At 65.5% G+C, this 18,565-nt stretch carries 14 protein-coding genes, 1 tRNA gene and 1 pseudogene; 12 read left to right on the top strand and 4 right to left on the bottom strand.

Translation table 11 applies throughout. From position 1 onward, the window contains the following. Positions 1-198: 198 nt before the first annotated feature. A complete protein-coding gene (locus tag CJU94_RS00990) occupies positions 199-2,514 on the top strand; it encodes a DNA translocase FtsK (RefSeq protein WP_167397506.1) in 2,316 nt (771 codons plus the stop codon). Positions 2,515-2,819: 305 nt separating this feature from the next. After that, positions 2,820-3,554, top strand: coding sequence for an outer membrane lipoprotein chaperone LolA (gene lolA, locus CJU94_RS00985; protein WP_095417172.1), 735 nt, complete (start codon positions 2,820-2,822; stop codon positions 3,552-3,554). Between the two features lie 83 nt (positions 3,555-3,637). Here lolA and CJU94_RS00980 read toward each other — a convergent pair whose 3' ends face one another. Next, complete coding sequence (locus CJU94_RS00980) at positions 3,638-4,558, bottom strand: LysR family transcriptional regulator (RefSeq protein ID WP_095417171.1); 921 nt, start codon at positions 4,556-4,558, stop codon at positions 3,638-3,640. Positions 4,559-4,727: 169 nt separating this feature from the next. Between CJU94_RS00980 and speB the strand changes: the two genes are divergently transcribed. Beyond that, positions 4,728-5,717, top strand: coding sequence for an agmatinase (speB, locus tag CJU94_RS00975; protein WP_095417170.1), 990 nt, complete (start codon positions 4,728-4,730; stop codon positions 5,715-5,717). Positions 5,718-5,794: 77 nt separating this feature from the next. Here speB and cytX read toward each other — a convergent pair whose 3' ends face one another. Beyond that, a complete protein-coding gene (gene cytX, locus CJU94_RS00970; RefSeq protein ID WP_095417169.1) occupies positions 5,795-7,111 on the bottom strand; it encodes a putative hydroxymethylpyrimidine transporter CytX in 1,317 nt (438 codons plus the stop codon). 350 nt (positions 7,112-7,461) lie between these two features. Between cytX and CJU94_RS00965 the strand changes: the two genes are divergently transcribed. The 7 genes from CJU94_RS00965 (at position 7,462) to CJU94_RS00935 (ending at position 15,071) form a co-directional block, all read left to right on the top strand. Next, complete coding sequence (locus CJU94_RS00965) at positions 7,462-8,775, top strand: replication-associated recombination protein A (protein ID WP_095417168.1); 1,314 nt, start codon at positions 7,462-7,464, stop codon at positions 8,773-8,775. A 221-nt stretch (positions 8,776-8,996) separates the two neighbouring features. After that, positions 8,997-10,292 carry a serine--tRNA ligase gene (serS, locus tag CJU94_RS00960; RefSeq protein ID WP_095417167.1) on the top strand — a complete coding sequence of 432 codons (1,296 nt, stop codon included), beginning with the start codon at positions 8,997-8,999 and terminating at the stop codon, positions 10,290-10,292. Between the two features lie 160 nt (positions 10,293-10,452). Then, positions 10,453-10,542, top strand: a tRNA-Ser gene (locus CJU94_RS00955). 614 nt (positions 10,543-11,156) lie between these two features. Then, positions 11,157-12,458 (top strand): NAD(P)/FAD-dependent oxidoreductase, encoded by a 1,302-nt coding sequence (locus CJU94_RS00950; RefSeq protein ID WP_095417166.1) that lies wholly within the window; start codon positions 11,157-11,159, stop codon positions 12,456-12,458. Continuing rightward, on the top strand, positions 12,455-13,330 hold the full coding sequence (locus tag CJU94_RS00945; RefSeq protein ID WP_095417165.1) for a DUF1365 domain-containing protein: 876 nt from the start codon (positions 12,455-12,457) through the stop codon (positions 13,328-13,330). The genes CJU94_RS00950 and CJU94_RS00945 overlap by 4 nt, the downstream gene beginning before the upstream one ends. Positions 13,331-13,342: 12 nt before the next feature. Further along, positions 13,343-14,554 carry an SAM-dependent methyltransferase gene (locus tag CJU94_RS00940; RefSeq protein WP_095417164.1) on the top strand — a complete coding sequence of 404 codons (1,212 nt, stop codon included), beginning with the start codon at positions 13,343-13,345 and terminating at the stop codon, positions 14,552-14,554. Between the two features lies 1 nt (position 14,555). Continuing rightward, on the top strand, positions 14,556-15,071 hold the full coding sequence (locus CJU94_RS00935) for a chalcone isomerase family protein (RefSeq protein WP_095417163.1): 516 nt from the start codon (positions 14,556-14,558) through the stop codon (positions 15,069-15,071). A gap of 256 nt (positions 15,072-15,327) precedes the next feature. Here the strand turns inward: CJU94_RS00935 and CJU94_RS00930 are convergent. Beyond that, positions 15,328-16,189: pseudogene (locus CJU94_RS00930) on the bottom strand (alpha/beta hydrolase); the annotation flags it as partial. A 121-nt stretch (positions 16,190-16,310) separates the two neighbouring features. Beyond that, positions 16,311-16,469, bottom strand: a complete 159-nt coding sequence (locus CJU94_RS40685) for a hypothetical protein (protein WP_157763701.1) — start codon at positions 16,467-16,469, stop codon at positions 16,311-16,313. A 364-nt stretch (positions 16,470-16,833) separates the two neighbouring features. Between CJU94_RS40685 and map the strand changes: the two genes are divergently transcribed. Further along, positions 16,834-17,619: a type I methionyl aminopeptidase gene (map, locus tag CJU94_RS00925; RefSeq protein WP_095417162.1), complete on the top strand. Its 786-nt coding sequence runs from the start codon at positions 16,834-16,836 to the stop codon at positions 17,617-17,619. Positions 17,620-17,788: 169 nt separating this feature from the next. Then, positions 17,789-18,322, top strand: a complete 534-nt coding sequence (locus CJU94_RS00920; RefSeq protein WP_095417161.1) for a GNAT family N-acetyltransferase — start codon at positions 17,789-17,791, stop codon at positions 18,320-18,322. Positions 18,323-18,565: the final 243 nt, after the last annotated feature.

The following is an 18,565-nucleotide window of genomic DNA, read 5'->3' as shown; positions in this document are numbered from 1 at the left end:
TAGCCTCGTCGGGCGCCGCGGAGCGCTTTTCCGTGGCCAAACGGCCAAGTTACCGTCATTTACAGCCTCGCGCGGGACACTGCGTTTACAATAGGCCGGATCGAAGTTCCCGGAACCCGGGATCGAGCCCGAAGCCCCGCTGGGCGAGGCTCCCCCAAAGACTCAGGCCGGGCATCGGGCACACACGCAACAGGATCAATGGCAAAAGCTCCCTATTCCGCGAGCGCGCAGGCATTGCCGCACCGCATGTCGCGCCTTTTCACCGAAATCCGCTGGATCCTGCAGGTGGCGCTCGGCGTTTTCCTGCTCATGGCGCTCGTCAGCTACAGCCGGCGCGATCCGAGCTGGACCCATGCCGCGCAGGTCGACCATATCGCCAACTGGGCGGGCCGCGTCGGCGCGTGGACCTCCGACATCCTGCTGCTGCTGTTCGGCCTGTCCGCCTATTGGTGGATCGTGCTGCTCGGCCGCCATATCTCCGCGAACTACAGGCGCATCACTCGTCACGAGGAACTGCAGGAAGACGCGCCGCGCGACGTGAGCTGGCTCGCCGACGCGTTCGCTTTCATGCTCGTGCTGCTGGCGTGCGACGGCATCGAGGCGTTGCGCATGTGGTCGCTGAAAGTGCAGTTGCCGCGCGCGCCGGGCGGCGTGATCGGCGAGGCCGTGGCGCGTGGCGTATCTCACGCGTTCGGCTTCACGGGCGGCACGCTGGCGCTGCTGATCGTGCTCGGCATCGGCCTGTCGCTGTATTTCCGTTTTTCCTGGCTGTCGGTGTCGGAGAAGGTCGGCGAATCGATCATTTCCGCGGTGACGTTTGCCAAGCTGCGCCGTGAGGCCGGCCGCGACCGCAAGCTGGGCGAAGCGGCTGCGGTCAAGCGCGAGGGCAAGGTCGAGAAGGGCCGCGTGCGGATCGAGGAACACGAGCCGGTCATGATCGTGCCGCCGGTCGTCACGCCGGCCAAGTCGGAGCGCGTCGAGAAGGAGCGGCAAGTGCCGCTCTTCACGGACCTGCCGGGCGATTCCACCCTGCCGCCCATTTCGTTGCTCGACGCCGCGCCCGCCGCGCAGGAAACCATCTCCGCGGATACGCTGGAATTCACCTCGCGTCTGATCGAGAAAAAACTCAAGGACTTCGGCGTCGAAGTCAGCGTGGTCGCGGCGTATCCCGGCCCGGTCGTCACGCGCTATGAAATCGAGCCGGCCACGGGCGTGAAGGGCAGCCAGATCGTCGGTCTCGCCAAGGACCTCGCGCGTTCGCTTTCGCTCGTGTCGATCCGCGTGGTCGAAACGATTCCGGGCAAGAATTTCATGGCGCTGGAGCTGCCGAACCAGCGCCGTCAGACCGTGAGTCTCTCGGAGATTCTCGGCTCGGCGGTGTATGCGGACGCCGCGTCGCCGCTGACCATGGGCCTGGGTAAAGACATCGGCGGCAAGCCGGTGTGCGCCGACCTCGCGAAGATGCCGCACTTGCTGGTGGCCGGTACGACCGGTTCGGGCAAGTCGGTGGGCATCAACGCGATGATCCTCTCGCTGCTCTACAAGGCGAGCGCCGACCAGGTCCGCATGATCCTGATCGATCCGAAGATGCTGGAAATGAGCGTGTACGAAGGCATTCCGCATCTGCTGTGTCCGGTGGTGACGGATATGCGCCAGGCCGGTCACGCGCTGAACTGGGCGGTCGCCGAAATGGAGCGCCGCTACAAGCTGATGAGCAAGCTCGGCGTGCGCAACCTCGCCGGCTACAACAACAAGATCGACGAAGCCGCCAAACGCGAAGAAAAGCTGCCGAATCCGTTCAGCCTCACGCCGGACGATCCGGAGCCGCTCACGCGCCTGCCGAATATCGTGGTGGTGATCGACGAACTGGCCGACCTGATGATGGTGGTCGGCAAGAAGGTCGAAGAATTGATTGCGCGGATCGCGCAGAAGGCGCGCGCGGCCGGCATCCACCTGATTCTGGCCACGCAGCGTCCGTCGGTGGACGTGATCACGGGTCTCATCAAGGCCAACGTGCCGACGCGGATGGCCTTCCAGGTGTCCTCGAAGATCGACTCGCGCACCATTCTCGACCAGCAGGGCGCGGAATCGCTGCTCGGCATGGGCGACATGCTGTATCTGCCGCCGGGCAGCGGCTTGCCGGTGCGCGTGCACGGCGCGTTCGTATCGGACGAGGAAGTGCATCGCGTGGTCGACAAGCTCAAGGAACAGGGCGAGCCGAACTACATCGAAGGCATTCTCGAAGGCGGCGTGACGGGCGAGGGCGACGAAGGCTCGGCGGGCGCGGGGGGAACCGGATCGGGCGACGGCGAGTCCGACCCGTTATACGACCAGGCGGTCGACGTCGTGTTGAAGAACCGCCGTGCGTCGATCTCGCTGGTGCAGCGGCATTTGCGCATCGGCTATAACCGTGCGGCGCGCCTGCTCGAGCAGATGGAGAACTCGGGCGTGGTATCGGCCATGTCGTCGAACGGCAATCGCGAAATTCTCGCGCCGGCGCGGGAAGCGGAATAGAGCGAACGACCTCGGTGTTTTGCGGCGCGGCGGCAAGTGTGCCGTCGGTTGCGAAGTCGAGGCGCGTCGCTACCCCGGCTCAGCGCAGGGAGCAACCGGCAGATTGGCGCTTTGCGGCGCCGGCCGACTCTCTAAGGCTCGTTTAAGGCTGATCGCCTAAGCTGGTATCGCAGGCAGGCACGGGCCTGCCGAACGCGGGCCACCGGGCTTCGCGCGCGGCACCCACCGCCACGGGGGCGCACAAGCTTCGCCCATGCGCCGGCGGTCACGGCCGCTCAACGAATTCAATCAAGGGAGAAAACCATATGCAGCGATTCGCGCAGCAGCACGCTCGAGAGAATGCTCAATCCGGCCGTTTCGGCCAGCTCGCCCGGACGCTCGTACGTAGCGTGGGCAGTGTGGCGATCGGCGCAACGGTGCTCTTCGCATCGCAGGCGTTCGCGAGCGGCACCGAGCAACTGAAAGCGTTCGTTTCGCAAGTGCATTCGGCGCGCGGCACGTTCGTGCAGCAGGAAGTGCGGGCGCCGAGCAAGGCGCAGGGCGCGAGCGGCACGCTGTCCACCACGGGCACCGGCAAGACCGGCACGTCGAGCGGCACCTTCACGTTCGCGCGTCCCGGCAAGTTCATCTGGCAATACGAGAAGCCCTATGCCCAACTGCTGCAAGCGGACGGCGACAAGCTCTTCGTGTACGACAAGGATCTGAATCAGGTGACGGTGCGCAGTCTCGGCGGCGCGCTCGGCGCGAGCCCGGCGGCGATCCTGTTCGGCAGCAACGATCTCGACAAGAACTTCACGCTGCGCGACGCGGGCGTGAAGGCCGGCATCGACTGGCTCGAACTGACGCCGAAGGCGAAAGACACGCAGTTCCAGCGCGTGGGCATCGGCTTCAAGGACGGCAATCTGGAAGCCATGGAACTGCACGACGTGTTCGGCAACGTCACGCTGTTGACCTTCTCGAACATTCAGAAGAACCCGCCGCTGCCGGCCGACGCGTTCAAGTTCACGGTGCCGAAGGGCGCGGACGTGATCAACGAATAAACCGCCCGCGGGCGGCGAGCGATGAGCAGAAAGCCGCGCACCGTGCGCGGCTTTTTTTTCATCGCGCGCCGCTAGCGTAGCCGCTACTCATCTGCCTGCAAAACCTGCACGGGATGCGCAGCCTTCATATCGTCGATAAACGCCTCGACGATATCCGTGCGATGCTGCCGCGCGCGCGTGACCATATGAAACGCGACGCGGTAGCGCATCTGCGCCGGATTCAGCGCCGCGAGCAACCCCTGCTTGACGAACGGCGCCGCGAAATGCCCGGGCAAGTAGCCGAGATGATGCCCCGAGAGCACGAGCATCGCGACCGCTTCCATGTTGTCCGCGACGGCGGTGACGTTGTGCGGCGTGGTCGAGCTTTCGGCTTCGGGCAGCGGATAACTGCGCCACGCCCATTCATGCTGCGCGGCCTCGGCGGGCGGCACGTCGCCCGCCTGAACAAACAGCGGATGCCCCTTCGCGCAATAGGCGAACTGATCTTCCGCGAACACCTCGGTGTATTCGAGCGACGGCACGCGGTGCCAGAAATAGCCGATGCCGATCTGAATCCGCCCATTGAGCAGCAATTCTTCGAGTTCACCGGGCGAGCGCACCAGGATCGAGAACCGCACCGACTGATCGCGCGCCCGGAACCGGCCGATCGCGTCGCTGATGCGCGCGCTCGCCGACACCGGCGTGTGGCCGATCATGCCGATATCGAGCGTGCCGACCAGCTTGCGGCCCACGTTGCGCGCCTGCATGCCGAAGGTGTCGACGGCCGACAGCAGCGCGCGGGCGGCGTCGATGAACTGCTCGCCGCGCGCGGTCAGGCTGAAGCCGCCGCGGCCGCGCTCGCACAGCCGGTAGCCCAGGCGCGTTTCGAGTGTGGCAAGCTGTGTGCTGATGGTCGACTGGCCGACGTTGAGGGTTGCCTGGGCCGGCGACACGCCGCCCGCGTCGACAATGGCGAGAAAGACGCGGATCAGCCGCAGGTCGAGATCGGTGAGTTGGGAGAACATGGGTCAGAATACATCGCCGGAAATCAATGTGAAGTTTGTGCCGTAGGTATTTTAACTTCTGGGAAACTGCTCAAGAATCGAGATTCGCCCGGCAAGGTGCGGTTCAGACGCTTCTCCTCGGCCGGTCCGCCTGATTTTGCTTGCTGCCCTTTTTCATTGCCGAGACACGATGAATACCTCTTCCTTCATTCACCCCGAAGCCGGCGAACGGCCGCAGCCGCTGTCCGGCAACGCCATGCCCCGCTGCGGCGGCATTGCGACCATGATGCGGCTGCCGAACGTCGGCTCGGCCGAAGGGTTCGACGCCTGCTTCGTCGGCGTGCCGTTCGATCTCGGCACCTCGAACCGCACCGGCGCGCGCTTCGGGCCGCGCCAGATCCGCAGCGAGTCCGTGCTGCTGCGCCCGTACAACATGGCGACGCGCGCCGCGCCGTTCGATTCGCTGCGCGTGGCCGATCTCGGCGACGTCGCGATCAATCCGTACAACCTGCACGACTCGATCAAGCGCATCGAAACCGCGTACGACGAAATTCTCCAGCACGATTGCAAGCCGATCACGCTGGGCGGCGATCACACCATCGCGCTGCCGATCCTGCGCGCGATTCATCGCAAGCACGGCAAGGTCGGCCTGATTCACGTGGACGCGCACGCCGACGTCAACGACACGATGATGGGCGAGAAGATCGCGCACGGCACGCCGTTCCGCCGCGCGGTGGAAGAGGGCTTGCTCGATTGCGAGCGGGTCGTGCAGATCGGTTTGCGCGGCACGGGCTACGCGGCGGAAGACTTCGACTGGTGCCGCGATCAGGGCTTCGAAGTCGTGCAGGCCGAGGCCTGCTGGAACCAGTCGCTCGCGCCGCTGATGGCGCGTGTGCGCGAGCGCATGGGCGACGGCCCGGTCTATATCACGTTCGACATCGACGGGATCGATCCGGCTTTTGCGCCGGGCACGGGCACGCCGGAAATCGCCGGTCTGACGGTGCCGCAGGCGCTGGAAATCATTCGCGGCTCGCGTGGGCTGAATATCGTCGGCTGCGATCTGGTGGAAGTCGCGCCACCGTACGACCCGTTCGGCACGACCGCGCTGCTCGGCGCGAATCTGGCGTTCGAATTGCTGTGCGTGTTGCCGGGCGTCGAGTATCGGGCATCCACGCGCTGAAGCGATGTGAGCGACGAGAAAAAGGCCTGCAATTGCAGGCCTTTTCGCGTTTCTGGGTGCGTGGCGCGCCTCAAGCCTCAGGCATACGCGGTCTTGCGCGTCGACACGAAGGCCAGATAGCACACCGCGCCGATCACCAGCGCGGGCAAGGTCGCGCCGAGATTCGGCAGCCATTGATTGATCGCCTGATACGCGGCGATGCCGATGGCCCACGCAAGGAAGGCGCTCAGATGCCAGCCGCCCGAGAAGCCGTAACGGCCGCGCACGTCGGCGAGCAAGGCCGCTTCGATACGGCGCTTGCGCACGATGAAGTGATCCACCAGCACCACGCCGAACAGCGGCGCGAACACCGAGCCGATCAGCAGCAGGAAGTTCTGGTACTTCGCCATCGGCACGAGCAGGGCGATCAACGTGCACAGCGCGCCGAACGCCGCCGACAGGAGGGGCACGCTGCCGCGCGTCCAGAACGTGCCGGTCGACACCGCGGCGGAGTGAATGTCGGCGAAGGCGTTGTCGATTTCGTCGATCAGGATCAACAGCAACGCGAGGCCGCCGCCGGCTTGCGCCAGCGCGCCCGTGAGCAGCGCGTCGCCGCCGCCTGCCGCGAGGCCGTAGACCGCGCCGAGCGCATAAAACCAGATATTGGCGATGCCGTAGCCGAGCAGCGTGCCACGGAACGTCTCACCGGCACGCCGGCCGAAGCGCGTGTAGTCGGCGATCAGCGGCAGCCATGACAGCGGCATGGCGACCACCAGATCGATGGCGCCGCCGAACGACATCTCGCCCGTACCCGGGCGCTGCATCAGCGCAGCCAGATCGTGTTTCGCCAGCAGATTCCACGTGAGCCACGCCGCGCCCGCGAGCAGCAGCCAGATGCCCCACCTGCGCAGAAAGCGCCGCACGAACGAGAGCGGGCCGCTGATTGCCAGCAGCGTCGCGAGCAAGCCGAAGATCACGGTCCAGATGAGCGGCATGGAGAGACCGAAGGCCTGCTTGGCGAGGGCGTCGGCGGAATCGCGCATCACGATCACTTCGAACGAGCCCCAGCCGACCAGTTGCACCGCGTTCAGCACGGCGGGCACCGACGCGCCACGCACGCCGAGCGTCGGCCGCAGCGACGACATCGCCGCGAGCCCCGTATCCGTGCCGATCACGCCGGCCAGCGCCAGTAGCACCACGCCGATCACGCTGCCGATCACGATGGCGAGCAGCGCATGCGGCAGCGACAGGCCCGGCACCAGCAGCGCGCCCGCTTGCGCGACCAGCAGCCCGATGCCGAGCGAGAACCAGAGCGCGAACGCGTCGCCGGTGCGAAACGCGCGGCGCGCGTCGGGCACCGGCGTGAGCGGTGCGTAGGTGGAACCGGCGTCGCCGGCGAGTGGATCTTGTGCCATCTGGTCTTGTCCCTGTTGGTGTTGCTTGCCGACCTGTCTGCGACGTTGCGTCGGCGGTTGCGTCTGCTGTTATGTCCGCGCTCGGGCTCCGGTTGCGAGCCCGATTGCATCGTCCGTTTGTGTTGTCCGTCTGCCGTCTGTATTGCCCGTTAGCGCCGTCCGTTTGCGGATTTTTGCACGGGCGCGGCCATGCGCGTCGTCCCGGTGTGGCGCGCGGCCTTCGTCCGGGCGCCGTCACTGTCATAATGCAGGACGTTGCCCGCACTTTCTCGTGCTGGCGTGGCTCACCGGCAGTACGCCGCCTTCACACGGACCGCGTCCGGAAAAGCCGAGATTATCCCCAAAACGTCATGTTTGAAGAAACCCGTGCCAATGTTCCGCTCGCCGAACGCCTGCGGCCCCGCAATATCGACGAAGTGATCGGCCAGAAGCACCTGCTTGGCCCGAACAAGCCGTTGCGGGTCGCGTTCGAATCCGGCGAAGCCCATTCGATGATCCTCTGGGGCCCGCCCGGCGTCGGTAAAACCACGCTGGCGCGGCTCATGGCCGATGCCTTTCATGCCGAATTCATCGCGCTGTCCGCGGTGCTCTCGGGCGTCAAGGATATCCGCGAGGCGGTCGAGACCGCGCAGATTCATCGCGCGAACGGACATCAGACGCTCGTGTTCGTCGACGAAGTGCATCGCTTCAACAAGAGCCAGCAAGATGCGTTCTTGCCGCACGTCGAGTCGGGGCTGTTCGTGTTCGTCGGCGCGACCACCGAAAATCCGTCGTTCGAAGTGAACAGCGCTTTGCTCTCGCGGGCCGCGGTCTACGTGCTGAAAAGCCTGACCGACGAAGAGCAGCGCGAGTTGCTCGATCGCGCGCAAAAGGAATTGGGCGGCCTCACCTTCACCGACGAAGCCCGCAACGCGCTGATCGGCTCGGCCGACGGCGACGGCCGCAAGCTGCTGAACAACCTGGAAATCGTCGCGCGAGCGGCGTCGCAGCAGAAAACCACCGAGATCGACGGCGCCTTGCTCGGCAGCGCGCTCGCCGAAAATCTGCGGCGCTTCGACAAAGGCGGCGACGCATTCTACGACCAGATCAGCGCGCTGCATAAATCGGTGCGCGGCAGCAGCCCGGACGGCGCGCTGTACTGGTTCTGCCGCATGCTCGACGGCGGCGCGGACCCGCGTTATCTGGCGCGCCGGATCGTGCGCATGGCGTGGGAAGACATCGGCCTCGCCGATCCGCGCGCCGCGCGCATCGCGCTCGACGCCGCCGAAACCTACGAGCGCCTCGGCACGCCCGAGGGCGAACTGGCGCTGGCGCAGGCCATCATCTATCTGGCGGTCGCGCCGAAGTCGAATGCGGGATACAACGCGTATAACGAGGCGCGCCGCTTCGTCAGCAAGGACCAGTCGCGCGGCGTGCCGGTGCATCTGCGCAACGCGCCGACCAAGCTGATGAAGGAACTCGGCTACGGTCACGAATACCGTTACGCGCACGACGAGCCCGACGCGTACGCGGCCGGCGAGACCTATCTGCCGGAGAACATGCGCGATCCGCATTGGTACGAGCCGACACCGCGCGGTCTGGAGGGCAAGATCGGCGACAAGATGGCGCGTCTGGCCGAGCTCGATGCGCAGTGGCGCAGCGAGAACAAGCCGAAGAAGGGCTAGGTTTGCCGGCGCCTCTTGCGCTGCGGCTTGCTTCGCGCATGGTTTCGCGCCTCGCTTTGGGCTTCGATGTACGCCTGGTTTCATGCGTCGCCATGCCCCTCGTTCCGCGCCGCAGCGCGCACCTTGCCGGCATTGCGCACCCGCCGACCATCTAACGCACCGGCCGCCCGCGCCGGTGCGCTAAAATCCTCCCTTCATACAACGAACACCCGCCCCATCCCATGCTCGACATTCAGCTGCTGCGCAAAGACCTCGACGGCGTCGCCAAGCGCCTCGCCGACCGCGGCTATACCCTCGACGTGGCGGCCTTCACCGCGCTCGAAGCGGAACGCCGCGACACCCAGACCCGTACCGAAGAGATGCAGGCGCGCCGCAACAGCCTGTCGAAACAGATCGGCGCGATGAAAGGCAAGGGCGAGGACACCTCGGCGGTGATGGCCGAAGTGGGCGGTATCGGCGACGAGATGAAGGCGTCGGCGGCGAAGCTCGACGAGATCCAGAAGCGTCTGTCGGACCTGCTGCTCGGCGTGCCGAACCTGCCGCACGAAAGCGTGCCGACGGGCAAGGACGAAACCGAAAACGTGGAAGTGCGCCGCTGGGGCACGCCGCGCCAGTTCGAATTCGAGGTGAAGGATCACGTCGATGTCGGCACGCCGCTCGGGCTCGATTTCGAGGCCGGCGCGAAGCTCTCGGGCGCGCGCTTCACCCTGCTGCGCGGCCAGATTGCACGGCTGCATCGTGCGCTGGCGCAGTTCATGATCGACACCCACACGCAGCATCACGGCTATACGGAGATCTACACGCCGTACATCGTGAATCCGGAAATTCTGTACGGCACCGGCCAACTGCCGAAATTCGCCGACGATATGTTCCGCGTCGAGAAAGGCGGTGACGAGAACACGGTCACGCAGTATCTGATCTCCACGTCGGAAATTTCGCTGACGAACACGGTGCGCGACAGCATTCTCGAAGCGGACGCGCTGCCGATCAAGCTGACCGCGCATTCGCCGTGCTTTCGCTCGGAAGCGGGCTCGTACGGCCGCGACACACGCGGTCTGATCCGCCAGCATCAGTTCGACAAGGTCGAGATGGTGCAGATCGTCGCGCCGGAGGCGTCGTATGACGCGCTGGAGCAGATGGTCGGCCACGCTGAGACGATTCTGCAGAAGCTGGAACTGCCGTATCGCGTGATTACGCTGTGCACGGGCGACATGGGCTTTTCCGCGGCCAAGACGTACGACCTGGAGGTGTGGGTGCCGGCGCAGAATACGTATCGCGAAATTTCGAGCTGCTCGAACACGGAGTCGTTCCAGGCTCGCCGCATGCAGGCGCGTTATCGCAATGCGCAGGGCAAGCCGGAGCTGGTGCACACGTTGAACGGCTCCGGTCTGGCCGTGGGCCGCACGCTCGTCGCGGTGCTGGAGAACTTCCAGAACGCCGACGGCTCGGTCACGGTGCCGGCGGCGTTGCGTCCGTATCTGGGTGGCCTAGAGCGGCTGGAATTGCCGGCCGCCTAATCTGGGCACGGCCGTCGCCAAGTCTCGTTGAAAATTTTTTGACGAGGGGCTTGGAAATCGAATTCAGCTGTTCTATAATCTTTCTCTCCCAAGCAACGACCCGCTTGGATCTGACAAAGCAGTGGCCTTAGTAACCCGGTTGCTGCGAGTTGGAAGACCCGGAAAGGTGGCAGAGTGGTCGAATGCGCTGGACTCGAAATCCAGTGTACCTTTAGGGGTACCGTGAGTTCGAATCTCACCCTTTCCGCCAAATTTAAAGAACCCCGCAGAATGAAAATTCTGCGGGGTTTTTGTTTTCCAGTTCCAAAAAGCGACCTGTCAAAAAAACGTCTAGGGCGATCGCGGCGGCGCATCACGAGTGGCTCATGATTCGGGGCGGTGGTTCAGGTCGAGCGTGGCGCGAGCGCACCCCCGACTGGCATTCAACTCGTCGTGCCGCAGGTCGTTTCGTGCGCGTATCGCCGCGCGCGAACGCCTCTTTGACGAACTGCTCGCTGAGACAATAGGCATCGCCCGCGTTCTGAACGACCGCGCGATATGCCGGGGCACACAGACCGGCGCCAGATGGCATTACCTGCCTTCGCACGATTCGCCCGCCCAGCGCTGCCACATCAAATGGCTCGAATGGAGACGAGTCGGACTAATGTCGAAAGCCCTGGAAACATTGAACGAGAGCGTGTCCTGAATCGGTAAAACGGGCGCCATCGGGCGCCGGTAGCGTCCCTGCCGGGCACCTTCGCCTGTCCGCAAATTCCCCCGCCGTTGCATCCAATTCCGCCCTCGCTGCGTAAATCCCCTCAAGGACGCGCAAGCCCCGCAAGATCCCACTAACCGACCGCGCGCCCCCGACCAGGAGACGCGCCCATGATCCCTTCCGCACCGACCTCAGCACTACCGCGCGGCTCGCGGGTCGCGGTCATCGGCGCCGGTATCTCGGGTTTGGCCAGTGCTTATCTTCTCGCGCGCAACCATCGTGTCACGCTGTTCGAATCGGCCGGCTACCTGGGCGGCCACACCAATACGGTGGACGTGACGCTCGACGGCCATACGTGCCCCGTCGACACCGGTTTCCTGGTGTTCAACGAGCGCACCTATCCGAACCTGATCGCGCTGTTTGCCGAGCTGGGCGTGCAGTCGCATCCCAGCGAGATGACCTTCTCGGTCTCGCTCGACGGGGGCCGGCTCGAATGGGCGGGCACCAGTCTGAACACGGTGTTCGCGCAGCGCCGCAACCTGTTTTCGCCGACCTTCATCGGCATGCTGCGCGACATCATGCGCTTTAACGGCAGCGCGCAACGCAACCTCGAACTGGCGACGCAAACGCGCGCGTCGATGGGCGAGCTGCTGACGCAAGGCGGCTACGGCGGCGCGTTCCAGCGTCAATATCTGCTGCCGATGGCCGCCGCGATCTGGTCGAGCGCCACCGCCGATATCCTCGCCTTTCCGGCCACGACCTTTCTGCGCTTCTGTCTGAACCACGCGTTGCTGCAGGTGAATCGCCGGCCGCAGTGGAAGACGGTGGTCGGCGGCGGCCGGGAGTATGTGCGGCAGATCGCCGGCACGCTCGATGATGTCCGCCTCGGCACGGCGGTACGCGGCGTGCGGCGCGATGCCGACGGCGTCGACGTGTTCAGCGACAGCGGCACCGAGCGCTTCGACGCGCTGGTGTTCGCCACCCACGCGCCGACCACGCTGCGCCTGCTGGAAGACGCCGACCATCACGAGCGCGGCGTGCTCGCCGCCGTGCGCTATCAACCGAATGTCGCGGTGCTGCATACGGATACGAATCTGCTGCCGCGGCGTGAGCGCGTGTGGTCGGCGTGGAATTACCTGGGCCGCCGCGGCGTCGACGGCACGCATCCGGTGTGCGTCAGCTATCTGGTCAATCAGTTGCAGCCGCTGCCGTTCAGGACGCCGCTCGTCGTCACGCTCAACCCGGTGAGCCAGCCGGCGCCGGGCACCGAACTGCGCCGCTTCGTCTACGATCATCCGCTGTTCGATCTGGCCGCGATCGATGCGCAGCACCGCCTGCCTTCACTACAAGGCAAGCGCCGCACCTGGTTCGCGGGAGCGTGGACGGGCTACGGCTTCCACGAGGACGGTCTGAAATCGGCGTTGCGCGTGGCCGCGGATTTCGGCGCATTGCCGGCATGGGCCAAGCTATGAAGCCGCCGGGCGACAGCGATACCGACGCCGGCAGCGCCACCGGCAACGCCGGTCCGGCAGCCTGGCTTCTGACCGGCAAGGTGATGCACGAACGTCTGCGGCCGAAGCATCATCGCTTCACGTATCCGGTGTTTTACGTGCGCTGCGATCTGGACCGACTGGCCACGCTCGAGAGCGGCTGGTTCGGCATCGACCGTTGGCGGCCGTTCAGTCTGCACCGGCGCGACCACGGTCCGCGCGACGGCAGCGACCTTGCCACGTGGATGCGCGCGCAACTATCGGACGCGGGCATTGCGCAAGCGAACGGCCGGATCTGGCTGCAAGCGTTCCCGCGCGTGTTCGGCTACGCGTTCAATCCGGTCAGCTTCTGGTTCTGTCACGATCGCGACGGCCGGTTGCGCGCGCTGCTGGCCGAAGTGCGCAATACCTTCGGCGAGCGGCACAGCTATCTGCTGAGCGCGGACGGCCACGCGCCGATCACCGCGGACACGCAGCTCATGTGCCGGAAAGTGCTGCACGTGTCGCCGTTTTGCCGCGTGGAAGGCGGCTACACCTTCCGCATCAAGGAAACGCCCCACAGCGCCTCGGTCGCGATCGACTATCGCGACGCGGACGGCCTGCTGATCCGCACCGCACTGGGCGGCCGCCTGACACCGCTGACCCGCGCGAGCGCGCTCGCCGCGCTGCTGCGCCAGCCGCTGCTGACGGTCGGTGTCGTCGTGAGAATTCATTGGCAGGCCTTGCGCCTTGTCCTCAAGAAAGCGCCGTTCTACGGCAAGCACCCCGCGCCGGCCCGCACCGCCGACGCGCCCACCGATCACGCCGCAGCCGGTCAACCGTCCACCGCTGCGCGCCCCGTTTCGTCCGATTGAGGAGATTTCGTCATGGCGTTTTCAAGAACCCTGAGCGGGCACCAAACCGCCCCCGCGTCAGGCCGTCTGTTTCTCGCCTTGCTCGAGCGGATCCAGGTGGGGCATCTGGTGCTGATCACGCCCGACGGACAACAACGCGTATTCGGCGATCCTCACGCGGCGCCCGGGGCGCGCCTGGAGATGCATGACTGGCGCGCGTGCGGCGCGATCCTGCGCAAAGGCGATATCGGTTTCGCCGACGCATGGCGCGCCTTCTGGGTCGATACGCCCGACCTGGCCGCGCTGCTGCGCGTCGCGATCCGTAACGAGCGGGCGCTGCAACGCACGGTATATGGCGGCTGGCTCGCGCAACTCTGGTACGGGCTGCGTCACAAGCTGAGGCCGAACACGCGCTCGGGCAGCCGGCGCAACATTCATGCGCACTACGACATCGGCAACGCGTTTTACGCGCAGTGGCTCGACCCGAGCTTCACCTATTCGAGCGCGGTGTTCGACGGCAATGTGCACCAATCGCTCGAAGACGCGCAGCATGCGAAATATCAACGGATCATCGATACGCTCGGTTTGCGCGAAGGCATGCACATTCTGGAGATCGGCTGCGGGTGGGGCGGCTTTGCGCTGCACGCGGCACGCCTGGGTATCCACGTGCATGGTGTGACGATCTCGCCGGCGCAACTCGAAGCCGGCCAGAAACGTGTGAGCGAAGCGGGCCTGAGCGGACTTGTGCAACTCGAACTGCGCGACTACCGCAGCTTGACCGGACAGTACGACGGCATCGTATCGATCGAAATGTTCGAGGCGGTCGGCGAAAAATTCTGGCCGACGTATTTCCGCATTGTGCGCGAACGTCTGCGGCCGGGCGCTCGCGCGCTGGTGCAAACCATCACGATCGACGACTCGCACTTTGCCGCGTATCGCGCCACGAGCGACTTTATCCGCGAGTTCATTTTTCCGGGTGGCATGTTGCCGAGCCCGCAGCGCTTCGCGCAGGCGGCGCGGCGCGGCAGGCTCGCCGCTTGCACGTCGCTCGCCTTCGGGCGCGATTACGCGGAAACTCTGCGCCGTTGGCGCGCCGCGTTCGAAGCGCAACTCGACACGATCCGCACGCAAGGTTTCGACGAGGTCTTCGTGCGGACGTGGCGGCTGTATCTGGCGTATTGCGAAGCCGGCTTCGACGAAGGACGCACGGACGTGATGCAGTTCGTTCTCTCGAAGGCAGATTGACGTGCGCGCGCTCGCGGCACTCGTGCTGGTGTTGTGGGCCGGCGCGGCCTGCGCCGACTGGCGCGGCGACGTGCAGGCCGCGAAACTCGTCGGCGAAGGCGATTTCAGCGTGCTTGGCTTCCAGCTATATCGCGCGCAAATGTGGAGCGAACGCGTGCCGGTCGATTATGACGAACGCTTCGCGCTGCATATCGTGTACGCGCGCGGCGTCACGCGCGAGCGCCTCGCGGACACCGGGATCAGCGAGATCAAGCGTCTGGCGTCCGCGCCGATACCCGCCGATACGTTGGAACGCTGGCGCGCGAACATGCTGCGGGCCTTCGTGGACGTCGGTCCCGGCGACCAGTTGAGAGCGGTCTATCTGCCGGAGAAGGGCGTGCGCTTCTATGCCGGCGACCACCTGAGTTCCGAAGTCGACGATCCCGCGTTCGCGCGCGCATTCTTCGGCATCTGGCTCGATCCGTCGACGCGCGCGCCTACCTTGCGCAAGCATCTGCTCGGCATGGCGGCGGACTGACGTGCGGCGCGCCGCACGAGGCTCAGGCGTCGTGGCCGAGCGTGCTTTGCTTCGGGCACTCCGCATCGACCGCATTCACCGCATTCACCGCATTCACCGCATTCACCGCATTCACCGCCGCAGCCGGCGTGCCCGCGCAAGCCGCGCCGCCGGTTTTCGCATGACGCCGTATCTGATAGACATTGCTGCCCATCCCGGACGACGAGGCGCCCAGCGCGCGCGCCGGGTGTTCCCGCTGCGGGGTTCGCGTGAGCTGTGCGCCGATGAAGGCGCTCGTGTCGTCGAGCACCGGCGCGAAGCCGCGCAACGGCCCCGCGATCGCGCCCACCAGCAGCGCATGCCCGACGCCCGGATAGTGCTTCACTTCGACATCCGTGTCGCCTGACGCACGCAGTTTCGCCGCGAGCCGGTCGGTGTTGCCCGGATCGACAGTCGTATCGCGCTGGCCCGCTGCGAGGAACACTGGCGGTTCGTCGCCTGCCACGAAATTGATCGGCTGACTGGCAACGCGCAAAGCGGGTGGAAAAATCTCTTCGAGTGTGGCGTCCTGCAGCGGCAGGAAATCGTACGGCCCAGCGAGGCCGACCACGCCGCTAAGGTCGCTTTTGCGCATCTGCTCGCGCGGCGAGATAGCGGCCATCGGTGGCGAGCAGCATCACGATATGCGCGCCCGCCGAGTGCCCCATCAGAAAGATTCGCGACGGGTCGCCGCCGAACTCGGCCGCGTGATCGCGCGCCCAGCGCACGGCCGTGGCGGCGTCGTCGACAAAACCGGGGAATGCCGTGTCGGGCCACGTCCGATAGTCCGGCACCACGGCGACGAAGCCGCGCGAGGCAAGCGCCGCGCCGACGAACAGATAGCTGCTGCGTGAGCCGTTCTGCCAACTGCCGCCGTAGAAGAACACCACCACCGGGCGGCCGTGCGAACCGGCTCGCGGCACGCCGGCAGTGGGCATGTAGACGTCGAGTCGCTGACGCGGCGCGTTGCCGTAGGCGAGGCCGTTCTCGGCCTGGAAACTCTTGTGCGATACGGCGGCGTTGAGCACGTCGGCGGCGCCGCAGCCGCCGAGAGCGGCGAGTGCCAGCGTGGCGGTGAAGGTCAGCAGGCGTCGAGCCATGGGAGCGGGGTCCGTCCGAAGAGATGCATTCGAACTATGTACGCAGCAACCCCGCAACCGGATGCAAACGCGCCGCGGCCCGATCGACTTAACCAGCGCTCAACCAGCGCTCAACCGGCGCTCATCCGGCATGAGCCGGCGGCCACGGCGGCATCCAGGCCACCGGTAGCGGCATGATGAGAGCGAGCGCCAGCACGACGACATTGCCGGGGATCGCCGCCATCGTGGTCGCCCGACGATTCCGGCCGCGGCCCATCGGATCGTGACAATCAATCAGCATGCCTGATTGATCCATTCGATGGACAAGCGCTGCTTACGCGTTGCCAGGGCGCGAGGCGCGGCCGCAAAGCCGTCTCCGTTCTGCTCAGAAAAACGCCATGATGCAGGGAGCGGAAGCGAGTCCTCAAACGCTTTACGGAGCGAATCCGCCGCCGGCCGCGGACCTCGCAAACCATTTCCCTGCGCGCTCGCCGCATGGCGTGCGATGAGCGTGGCCAGCGGATGCGCCGCAGCGCCCGGGCCGTCGCTCGAGTGTCAGCGCGGCCAGTTTGGCGCGGCTCGCGGCGACCCCGCGGCGATCCTCTGTACAATTGCCCGATCGATTGAACATCGACATTCCTATTCGACCCACATCGACCGAATTCATGGCCATTACCTACAAGACTCCCGACGACCTCGCCAAGCTGCGCATTTCCGGCCGCCTCGCGGCCGACGTGCTGGCGATGATCGGCGAGCACGTCAAGGCTGGTGTCTCCACCGACGAACTGGACACACTGTGCAACGACTACATTGTCAATACGCAAAAGTCGATTCCGGCAAATGTCGGCTATTTGGGCTTTCCGAAGACCGTTTGCACCTCGGTCAATTCGGTGGTGTGCCACGGCATTCCGAATCGCGGTGAGGTCCTGAAAGACGGCGACATCATCAATATCGACGTCGCGATCATCAAGGACGGCTACTTCGGCGACACGAGCCGCATGTATTGCGTCGGCCAGCCGAGCACGGTGGCGCGCCAACTGATCGACACGACGTATGAAGCGATGCTCGCCGGCATCCGCGAAGTGAAGCCGGGCGCCACGCTCGGCGACGTGGGCCATGCGATCCAGAAGATCGCGCAGCGCGACGGCTTCTCGATCGTGCGCGACTATTGCGGGCACGGCATCGGCAAGGTCTACCACGAAGATCCGCAGGTGCTGCATTACGGCCAGCCGGGGCAGGGCGTACGCCTGAAGCCGGGCATGGTCTTCACGATCGAACCGATGATCAACGCCGGCCGCGCCGGCACCACGGTGCAGCGCGACGGCTGGACCGTCGTCACCAAAGACCGCTCGCTGTCGGCGCAATGGGAACACATGATCGCCGTGACCGACGAGGGCTACGAACTGCTGACCCCATGGCCGGACGGCACCGGCAGCTACGAGGCGCCATAAGCATGCGTGGCGCACTGCGTGCGGCCGCATGGCCGCAGGCGGGCGCGCGAAATGCTGCTGAGTCTGTGCGCGCTCCGTGTGTGCCGTCACAATCCGGTAAAGAATGATTTGACTCTCGCGCCGGTTCGGTTAAAGCTACGCCTTAGGATTTCAAGGGGTTTTCGTCTGCATGAGTCCGTCATTGACCGTTCGCCGTATCGCCGCTGATCAGGGCGCCGTTTTCCGCGAACTCCGTACTGCGTCGCTGCGGGAGGCGCCCTATGCCTTCGGCGCCACGCTCGAGGACGCGTTGTCGGCCGACGCCGCCAGTTTCGACGCCACCGCCGCGGATCATGCGGTTTCCTTTACCGTTACCACCTTCATTCTCTACACCGAGGGCCATCCGGCCGGACTGATCGAAGCGCATTTCGACGACAGCGCGGCGCGCCGCGCGTTCGTCTGCGAATTGTGGGTGGCGCCGGCCGTGCGTCATCTGCGAGGCGGCGAATTGCTGGTCGATTCGGCCGCCGCGTGGCTCGCCAATGAAGGCGCCACGGAAATCTACGCGTGGGTTGCCGACGCCAACCGCAATGCCATGCGTTTTTACGAAGCGCTCGGCTTCGGTCCGACCGGCGAGCACCGGCGCGTCGCGCGAGCACCGGACCAGGCCGAAAGTCTGCTGGTGCGCCACGTGCCGACCTCTTCGCAGGTGTTTCAGCAGTGACCTCGCGAGCGGCGCGTCAGCCTGCCGCTCGATTCCCATTCGTGTCTTCTCAGCGTGCGTCGCCCGGGCATTGGCGTGACGCGCGGCCTGAATGGCCGCCATGAGGGCTACGTCAAGGGCTACGTCAACGGCCACCACGGGCCGCCACGGGCCGTCGCGAGTCCGGCGAGCGGCTCGCGCATGGCCGCATCGTCATCGCGTCCGTCCGCTCTCCCGGCAAAAAAGCTCGCCGCGCGCGTCGAC

Source organism: Paraburkholderia aromaticivorans (assembly GCF_002278075.1).
GTDB lineage: Bacteria > Pseudomonadota > Gammaproteobacteria > Burkholderiales > Burkholderiaceae > Paraburkholderia > Paraburkholderia aromaticivorans.
The sequence above is the reverse complement of the archived record's forward strand: the minus strand, read 5'-3'. Positions and strand labels throughout refer to the sequence as shown.